The sequence below is a fragment of the Aestuariicoccus sp. MJ-SS9 genome, assembly GCF_032586235.1.
In the GTDB taxonomy this organism is placed as follows: domain Bacteria; phylum Pseudomonadota; class Alphaproteobacteria; order Rhodobacterales; family Rhodobacteraceae; genus Aestuariicoccus.
Window position 1 is genome coordinate 24,636 of record NZ_JAWHTD010000043.1, and the last position, 7,560, is coordinate 32,195.

The following is a 7,560-nucleotide window of genomic DNA, read 5'->3' on the forward strand; positions in this document are numbered from 1 at the left end:
CTCAAACCTAACGGTGCCGGCGCTGCATCCGCTGAACCAGCCGGTTGAGAATCCGGCTCGCCGTCGTTTCGCACAAGGCCGGGATAACGGCATGAACCAGCGCCGCCAGCCCGGCAACGACCAGCCAGAAGGCGAAGGAAAGCGCAAAGCGCATATGCTCGAAATAGCTCTCGCCCACGGTCGCGGGATGGTCGAGAAAGACGCGGTTCATCAGATTGGTCTGGGTGCGGCTGTGCATGGGAAACTCCTGTCGGTTTTCCCGATAGTCTCGTTTTCTGCGTTTGAATGGATCCCAAATTTCACTTCCAAAGCGGAAAATATTGGGACATCATCCCAATATGGATCAGATCGACGATATGGACCGCCGCATATTGGCCGTCTTGCAGGGCGACGCGACCCTCAGCGTGGAGCAGATCGCCGAGCGTGTCGCGTTGTCGCGCAACGCCTGCTGGCGGCGCATCCGGCTGATGGAGGATCGCGGCGTCATCCGGGGCAGGGTGGTTCTGGCCGACCCGGCCAAGGTGGGCTGTCCGCTTCAGGTCATGGTGCAGATCCGCACCTCCAGCCATCAGGCCGACTGGCTGGAGCGGTTTCAGAGGGCGGTTTCTGCCATGCCCGAGGTCATCGGCGCCTACCGGATGACCGGCGATCTCGATTACCTCTTGCGGGTCCGGGTGGCCGACATGCCGGCCTATGACGCTTTCTACAAACGGCTGATCGGGCGGATTCCGCTGTCGGATATCTCGGCCAGTTTCGTTATGGAAGAGATCAAGGACACCACCGCCCTGCCGCTATAGGAGCCGCCGCATGAAAGAGACCATCGCGACCACCGCCGAGGCGCATGAGGACGACGCCATGCCGCGCAAGGTCGACGTGCATTGCGATCCCTGCGACGAAAGCCCCGGCGCAGAGGACTTGCCCGCCGCCGTCACCCGCAAACCGGTCGAGGACAAAAGCCCGGCGGAATGGGCCTATGAACGGCTGATCCTCTACATCCAGGGGTTCGAAGAGCAGCTCGACAACGAACACGAGGTGGCGGTGGGCTTTGCGGGCAGCGACGCGGGCGTGCTGCGGATCGAGGGGCTGGGGTTCTTCGACCCCGACATCGTCACCTTCTATGGCGAGGACCCCGCCGGGGCCCGCACCCAGCTCATCCAGAACGTCAGCCAGCTGAGCGTGATTCTGCGCGCCCTGCCCAAGGCGGTGCAGCGCGAGGCGCCGCGCCGCATCGGCTTTCGCCTGGCCGAGGCGCTGGATCGGGTCTGAGCGTGGCAAAATGCGCGCCTGTGACGTCGTGACAGCGCATCTGAAATGCGCTAGGCGATTACCGGAACACGCGAATTGAAGGACAGACCCATGGCAGAGCACAAGCACGGCGAAATGGACATCACCACCCAGGAAAAGACGTTCGAGGGCTTCATCAACTTCACGATCCGCACCGTGGTTGTGATCTTGGTGCTGGTCGTCCTGCTGGCCATGTTCAACGCCTGATCGCGGGCTTTCCATGTTTCTGCGCGGAGTGATCGCGGCCGCGGCCTGCGCCGCGATCCTGCAAGGCTGCACGACGCCCGGCGCCAGCCGCGACGGGGCCTCTGCCCAAGAGATCGCGGCGGCCGCCTATCGCCATCCCGGCCCGCCCCGGCTGACCCTCTTCACGATGGTCAATAACCGTTCGGGCTCGGGTGCGCATACCAGCCTGATGATCAACGGATCGCAGCGGGTGATCTTCGACCCGGCGGGGTCCTTGCGGCTGCGCTCGATCCCGGAACGGCACGACGTGCTTTACGGCGTGACGCCGGTGGTAGCGGATTTCTACGCCCGCGCCCATGCGCGCGAGACGTACCATGTCGTTATCCAGGAGATCGAGGTCTCTGCGGCGGTGGCCGAACGCGCGCTGAAACTGGCCCAGGCCAACGGGCCGGTCGCGCAGGCGCAATGCGCGGTCTCGACCGCCGGGCTGCTCAAGCAATTGCCGGGCTTCGAGGCGATCGACCCGACCTGGTTCCCCACCAAGCTCGCCGATCAGTTCGGCGCCTTGCCCGGGGTGACCACCGAACGGCTCTATGAGAACGACGACGACGACAAGCGGCTGGCCGTGCGCGAGTTCGAGCGTCGGCGTCAGGCCGAATAGCTGAGGACGATCAGCACCGCCGCCCAGGCGCCCATGGCGGCAAAGACGTTCTTGAGCCAGTACCCGACCACGAATGTGACGACAGCGGCGCTCAGCCGCACCGGGTCGGGCTGCCCGTCCGTTGCCTGCGGCCACAAAGCCAGCGGCGCGACCAGCGCCGGCAGAACCGCGACGGCCGTATAGCGCAGATGCCGCAGCACCCAGTCGGGCATTGGCCGGTTGCCGACGAGCCCCAGAAAGACGAAGCGCAGCAAGAAGCTGCCCAGGCCCAGCCCGGCGATGACGATCCAGAGCGAGGATGTGTCGATCATGTCGCGCGCCTTTCGTTGAGTGCCGCGCGGCTCTTTTCGATCCGGCGCTCGGTTTCGGCCCCCGCGATCATCCCGGCGATGCCGCCCGCGATCAGGCCCGTGTTCCACGGAAGACCGGCCGCCAGCAGCGCCACAGAGGCCCCGGTAAAGGCCGCTGCCATATGCGCGGGCGTGCGCAGCAGCGGGCCGATCATCGCCAGGAACGCGATGGGCAGCGCGAAATCCAACCCCATTTCGGTGGGGATCGCGGCACCCAGCCACGCCCCGACGAACGTGGCGACGTACCAGGGAAAGCAGATCGGCGTGACGATGCCGAAAAAGTACCCCAGCTTTTCGGGCAGCGTCATGTCGGGACGCTTTTCATACTCCAGCAGCGATCCGGCATAGGTCTGATCGACAAGGAAATAGGCGGCGATGGCGCGCTGCCACAACGGGGCCGCGCCCAGATGCGGCGTGAGCGACGCCGAATACATCGCCATGCGCATGTTCACCGCCAGTGCCGAGGCCAGAACGACCCAGGTCGGCGCGTTCTCGGTCATCAGCTGCAGCGCGGTGAATTGCGCGGCGCCGGCGATCACGACCACGCTGAAACTGAGCGTTTCCAGCATGTTGAGCCCGGCCTCGGTCGCCAGAACGCCGAACAGCATGGCAAAGGGGATCACGACGATGAGGAACGGCAGCCCGTCCCGAACCCCGCGCCAATAGCTTGACATTGCACCGCCGCCCGTCATGACTGTCCCCTGCTCAAAAAGATACCCCGCCCGTAAACACAGCATGAACGAGACGCAAGTGCCCGGCGCCGCCAGCCCCTATCTCATCGCTCCCGACCCGTCCGCGGCCCGGCTGACCCGGAAGGTCACCGGCATAGACCACACCGGCGCGGAAACGGCGGTGTCCGTGGTCGAGGAACGCCCGCTGACGATCTTTCTGAACGGTCAGGAAATCGTCACGGCGATGACGATCGGCGATTATCCGGAATACCTGGCCATCGGCTTCTTGCGCAATCAGGGCATGCTGCGCGACGGCGAAGAGATCACGAGCGTGGATTACGACGAAGAGCTTGAAACCGTCGTGGTGCGCACCGCCTCGCTGACCACATACGAAGAGAAGCTCCGCAAAAAGACCCGCACCAGCGGTTGTGCCGTGGGCACGGTCTTTGGCGATATGATGGAGGGGCTCGAAGGGCTGACCCTGCCCGCAGCCGAGCTGCGCACGTCCTGGCTCTATGCGCTGGCGCACCGGATCAACACCACCCCCTCGCTCTATCTCGAGGCCGGGGCGATCCACGGAACGGTGCTTTGCCGCGAGGACTGTCCGCTGGTGTACATGGAGGACGTGGGCCGGCACAACGCCGTCGACAAGATCGCCGGATGGATGTTCCGGCACGGCGAAAGCCCGGCCGACAAGATCCTCTACACCACAGGGCGGCTGACCTCGGAAATGGTGATCAAGACCGCGCTGATGGGCATCCCGGTGCTGGCGTCCCGGTCCGGATTCACCGCCTGGGGCGTCGAGATCGCCCGTCAGGTCGGGCTGACCTGCATCGGCCGCATGCGCGGCAAACGCTTCGTCTGCCTCGCCGGCGCCGAACGCCTGGTGCGCGATATGGACCCCGAAAGCGTCCCCGAGGAAGCCGGAAAACACCGCCGGAAGAGCGCATCGTGACCGGCCGGGACCAAAACTCTTTGAAAGAGTTTTGTCCGAATTCTTTCAAAGAATTCGGGCGCTCAGGGTGCGCCGGATGACCCAACCGCTCGGCGTGATACTCGCGGGAGGCCTCGCCACCCGCATGGGTGGCGGAGACAAGGCGCTGTTGCTGCTGGGCGGCCAGACCCTGCTTGCGCGGGTGATCGAGCGGCTGGCGCCGCAGGTTGCCGGTCTGGCGCTCAATGCCAATGGCGATCCCGACCGTTTCGACACGGATCTGCCGGTCCTGCCCGATCCCATCCCAGGGTTTCCCGGTCCGCTCGCCGGCGTGCTCGCCGGTCTCGACTGGGCCGCGACCCGGGGCGCCGACAGCATCGTCACCGTCGCCGCCGACACGCCATTCTTTCCACGCGATCTGGTCGCCTGCCTGCAGCGTGCGGCTGAAGGGCAGGCGCACCCGCTGGTTCTGGCCGCCACCAGGGGCGACGCGCAGACGAAAAGCAAATCCCGCTCCGGCCTGATTCGCCATCCCACATTCGGGCTCTGGCCCGTGGCCCTGCGCGACGACCTACGCGCGGCGTTGACCGACGGCCTGAAGAAGGTCGTACTCTGGACCGACCGGCACGGCGGGCGCGAGGCGCTCTTCCCCTCGGACGGAGTCGATCCATTCTTCAACGTGAACACCCCCGAAGACCTGAAACGGGCCGAGGCGCTGGCATGAAACTCTATGGCGTCACCGGCTGGAAGAACGCTGGCAAAACCGGGCTGATGGAACGGCTCGTTACCGAAATCGCCTCGCGCGGCTTCACCGTCAGCACCGTCAAGCACGCGCATCACACCTTCGACGTCGACCATCCCGGCAAGGACAGCTATCGCCACCGCGTGGCCGGCGCGTCCGAGGTGATCCTGGCCTCGCGCAACCGCGTGGCGCAGATGACCGAGCTGCGCGGCGCCGAGGAACCGTCGCTCGACAGCCTTTTGCCCCGCCTCGCCCCCGTCGATCTGGTGCTGATCGAAGGCTACAAACGCGACCGCCATCCCAAGGTCGAGGCGTTCCGGGCCGAAACCGGCAACAGCCTGATCGCTCCGGACGACCCCAGCATCCGCGCCATCGCCGCCGATTGCCCCGTCGAAATCGACCGCCCGGTCTTCGACCTGAACGACACCGAGGCCATCGCCGATTTCATCCTGTCCGAGGTCGGCCTGTGACACCCTTCGACCGGTTCGTCATGGTCGATTGGTCTGGCGGCAACGACACCGGTCCGACCCCGCGCAAGGATGCGATCTGGATCGGCGAGGCGGGCGCAGAGCCACGCTACATGCGCAACCGCGCCCTGGCCGAAGAGGCGCTCTCCGACCGGATCGAGCGGAGCCTGACCGCGGGCGAGCGCCTGATGATCGGCTTCGATTTCCCCTTCGGCTATCCCGCGGGCTTCGCCGGCGCTCTGACCGGGCGTTCCGATCCCTTCGCCGTCTGGGGCTGGCTCACTGAGCGGATCGAAGACAGCCCAAAGGCCAACAACCGGTTCGACGTGGCAGGCGGCATCAACCGGGCGCTGGGCAACGGGCGCGGGCCGTTCTGGGCCAACGGACTGAGCCGCGACATCGACGGGCTGCCCCGCCGCAAGGACAGCTACCTCAACCCCTTCCCGGAAAAGCGCTGCTCAGAAACGCTCTGCAAAGGCGCGTTCACCTGCTGGCAACTGGCCGGGGCCGGGGCGGTTGGATCGCAAGTGCTGATGGGGCTTCCGGTGCTCGAACGCTTGCGCCGCCGCTTCGCCGGCCATGTGGCCGTCTGGCCGTTCGAGCCTCTGGAACGCCCCGTCGCCTTCGTCGAAATCTGGCCGGGGCTGATCAATCCTGCCGTGCGCGCCGCCACCGGCCCGAACGACATACGCGACGCGGTGCAGGTCGCGCTTTTGGCCGAAGGGCTATCGGCCCTTGATCCCGCGCGCCTTCTTGCCATGCTGAGCATCGACGCGCCCGAGGAAGGCTGGATCCTCGGCCTCGGATTCGAACAGGAGCTTATGCCGCCCGTGACCCTGCAACCGCCGCCGCTGCGCAACGATTGCTTCGCCCTGCCTGCCGGTGTCGACTGGACCCCGGTCGACGCCGCGCTCGATCTTTTGCGCAAGGGGCTGCACCCAGTCACGGGGCGCGAAACCGTTCCGTTGATGCAGGCGGCCGGGCGGGTGCTGGCCGAGGATGTCGCAGCCCGTCGCGCCAACCCGCCCACCGCCAACACCGCCGTCGACGGCTACGGCTTTGCCAGCGCGGCCATCGGCGCGGGCCCTCAGAGCTTGCCGCTGGTTCCGGGCCGTGCCGCGGCGGGCGTGCCCTTCGGCGGCACCGTCCCGCCCGGCCATGCCCTGCGCGTCCTGACCGGCGCGGCGCTGCCGCCCGGCGTCGACACGGTGGTGCTGGACGAGGATGTGCGCGTGGGGGACGGCCGGATCGCCTTTCACGGCCCGCTCAAACCCGGCGCCAACACCCGCAAAGCGGGCGAGGATGTGGCCAAGGGCGACATCGCTTTGAAACAGGGGCGCGTGCTGACCCCGGCGGACCTGGCCCTGGCCGCGGCCACGGGTTACGGCGACCTGCCGGTGCGTGAACGCCTGCGCGTGGCTGTCATCTCGACCGGGGATGAACTGGCCGACCCGGGGTCTTTCGCCTCCGACGCGCAGATCTTCGACGCGAACCGCCCTATGCTGCTGTCGATGATCGCGCGCTTCGGGTTCGAGCCGGTCGATATGGGCCGCGTTCCCGACAACCGCGACACCCTGCGCGCCACGCTCGACGCGGCCTCAGGCCGCGCGCATGTGATCCTGACCTCCGGCGGCGCCTCTGCGGGGGACGAGGATCACGTCTCGGCGCTCCTGCACGAGGCGGGCGCGATGCAGGAATGGCGCATTGCGCTCAAACCTGGCCGCCCGCTGGCGCTCGGGCTCTGGCAGGACACGCCGGTCTTCGGCCTGCCGGGCAACCCGGTGGCCGCGCTGGTCTGCACACTGATCTTCGCCCGCCCGGCCATGTCGCTGCTGGCCGGGGCCGGCTGGACGGAACCCCAGGGCTTCACCGTCCCAGCCGCGTTCTCCAAGTCCAAGAAACCGGGCCGCCGCGAATACCTGCGCGCCCGCATCCGCGATGGCCGCGCCGAGGTCTTCAAATCCGAAGGCTCGGGCCGGATCAGCGGCCTCAGCTGGGCCGAAGGCCTGGTCGAACTGCCCGACGCCGCAGCGAAAATCAGCCCCGGTGACCCCGTCCGCTATATCCCCTATGCCAGCTTCGGGCTCTAAACCCCATTTCACTGATCCATAAATATCCGGGGGGTCTGGGGGGCAGCGCCCCCCAGCCGGGGGGGGGGGGGCCCCCCCCCCCCCCCCAAAAAAAAAAAAAAAAAAACCCCCCCCCCCCCCCCCCCCCACCCCCCCCCCCCCCGGGGGGGGGTGGGGTTTTAGACAAAAGGGGGAA

The 7,560-nt window shown here is 66.8% G+C and carries 11 protein-coding genes; 8 read left to right on the forward strand and 3 right to left on the reverse strand.

Annotation, left to right across the window (positions count from 1 at the left end):
* Positions 1–7: 7 nt before the first annotated feature.
* Entirely contained in the window at positions 8–238 is a 231-nt protein-coding gene (locus RXV88_RS19570; protein ID WP_316295183.1) for a DUF6356 family protein, read from the reverse strand.
* Positions 239–338: 100 nt separating this feature from the next.
* Between RXV88_RS19570 and RXV88_RS19575 the strand changes: the two genes are divergently transcribed.
* From RXV88_RS19575 to RXV88_RS19590, 4 genes are all read left to right on the forward strand, one after another.
* On the forward strand, positions 339–797 hold the full coding sequence (locus tag RXV88_RS19575) for an Lrp/AsnC family transcriptional regulator (RefSeq protein ID WP_316295184.1): 459 nt from the start codon (positions 339–341) through the stop codon (positions 795–797).
* A gap of 10 nt (positions 798–807) precedes the next feature.
* A complete protein-coding gene (locus tag RXV88_RS19580; protein WP_316295185.1) occupies positions 808–1,266 on the forward strand; it encodes a hypothetical protein in 459 nt (152 codons plus the stop codon).
* A gap of 90 nt (positions 1,267–1,356) precedes the next feature.
* Positions 1,357–1,491 carry an aa3-type cytochrome c oxidase subunit IV gene (locus RXV88_RS19585; protein ID WP_316295186.1) on the forward strand — a complete coding sequence of 45 codons (135 nt, stop codon included), beginning with the start codon at positions 1,357–1,359 and terminating at the stop codon, positions 1,489–1,491.
* Between the two features lie 13 nt (positions 1,492–1,504).
* On the forward strand, positions 1,505–2,131 hold the full coding sequence (locus RXV88_RS19590; protein ID WP_316295187.1) for a hypothetical protein: 627 nt from the start codon (positions 1,505–1,507) through the stop codon (positions 2,129–2,131).
* Here the strand turns inward: RXV88_RS19590 and RXV88_RS19595 are convergent.
* Together RXV88_RS19595 and RXV88_RS19600 are read right to left on the reverse strand one after the other, a co-directional pair.
* Positions 2,119–2,442: an AzlD domain-containing protein gene (locus RXV88_RS19595; protein WP_316295188.1), complete on the reverse strand. Its 324-nt coding sequence runs from the start codon at positions 2,440–2,442 to the stop codon at positions 2,119–2,121. The genes RXV88_RS19590 and RXV88_RS19595 overlap by 13 nt on opposite strands.
* On the reverse strand, positions 2,439–3,155 hold the full coding sequence (locus RXV88_RS19600; protein ID WP_316295189.1) for an AzlC family ABC transporter permease: 717 nt from the start codon (positions 3,153–3,155) through the stop codon (positions 2,439–2,441). Before RXV88_RS19600 ends, RXV88_RS19595 begins: the two co-directional genes overlap by 4 nt.
* Positions 3,156–3,216: 61 nt before the next feature.
* On the opposite strand from RXV88_RS19600, the gene RXV88_RS19605 reads away from it, so the two are divergent.
* The 4 genes from RXV88_RS19605 to glp all read left to right on the forward strand — a co-directional run bounded on the left by RXV88_RS19605 (position 3,217) and on the right by glp (position 7,385).
* Positions 3,217–4,107 carry a formate dehydrogenase accessory sulfurtransferase FdhD gene (locus tag RXV88_RS19605; RefSeq protein ID WP_316295190.1) on the forward strand — a complete coding sequence of 297 codons (891 nt, stop codon included), beginning with the start codon at positions 3,217–3,219 and terminating at the stop codon, positions 4,105–4,107.
* A gap of 76 nt (positions 4,108–4,183) precedes the next feature.
* Positions 4,184–4,810: a molybdenum cofactor guanylyltransferase MobA gene (gene mobA, locus RXV88_RS19610; protein WP_316295191.1), complete on the forward strand. Its 627-nt coding sequence runs from the start codon at positions 4,184–4,186 to the stop codon at positions 4,808–4,810.
* Positions 4,807–5,298 carry a molybdopterin-guanine dinucleotide biosynthesis protein B gene (gene mobB, locus RXV88_RS19615; protein WP_316295192.1) on the forward strand — a complete coding sequence of 164 codons (492 nt, stop codon included), beginning with the start codon at positions 4,807–4,809 and terminating at the stop codon, positions 5,296–5,298. Before mobA ends, mobB begins: the two co-directional genes overlap by 4 nt.
* Complete coding sequence (gene glp / locus RXV88_RS19620) at positions 5,295–7,385, forward strand: gephyrin-like molybdotransferase Glp (RefSeq protein ID WP_316295193.1); 2,091 nt, start codon at positions 5,295–5,297, stop codon at positions 7,383–7,385. The genes mobB and glp overlap by 4 nt, the downstream gene beginning before the upstream one ends.
* The last annotated feature ends 175 nt before the right edge of the window (positions 7,386–7,560 follow it).

Excerpts from the sequence above, each read along its gene's own strand:
- RXV88_RS19580 (WP_316295185.1), top strand. The coding sequence starts at position 808 with ATGAAAGAGACCATCGCGACCACCGCCGAGGCGCATGAGGACGACGCC.
- RXV88_RS19570 (WP_316295183.1), bottom strand. The coding sequence starts at position 238 with ATGCACAGCCGCACCCAGACCAATCTGATGAACCGCGTCTTTCTCGAC.
- RXV88_RS19605 (WP_316295190.1), top strand. The coding sequence starts at position 3,217 with ATGAACGAGACGCAAGTGCCCGGCGCCGCCAGCCCCTATCTCATCGCT.
- RXV88_RS19590 (WP_316295187.1), top strand. The coding sequence starts at position 1,505 with ATGTTTCTGCGCGGAGTGATCGCGGCCGCGGCCTGCGCCGCGATCCTG.
- RXV88_RS19595 (WP_316295188.1), bottom strand. The coding sequence starts at position 2,442 with ATGATCGACACATCCTCGCTCTGGATCGTCATCGCCGGGCTGGGCCTG.
- mobA (WP_316295191.1), top strand. The coding sequence starts at position 4,184 with ATGACCCAACCGCTCGGCGTGATACTCGCGGGAGGCCTCGCCACCCGC.
- mobB (WP_316295192.1), top strand. The coding sequence starts at position 4,807 with ATGAAACTCTATGGCGTCACCGGCTGGAAGAACGCTGGCAAAACCGGG.
- RXV88_RS19600 (WP_316295189.1), bottom strand. The coding sequence starts at position 3,155 with ATGTCAAGCTATTGGCGCGGGGTTCGGGACGGGCTGCCGTTCCTCATC.
- RXV88_RS19585 (WP_316295186.1), top strand. The coding sequence starts at position 1,357 with ATGGCAGAGCACAAGCACGGCGAAATGGACATCACCACCCAGGAAAAG.
- RXV88_RS19575 (WP_316295184.1), top strand. The coding sequence starts at position 339 with ATGGATCAGATCGACGATATGGACCGCCGCATATTGGCCGTCTTGCAG.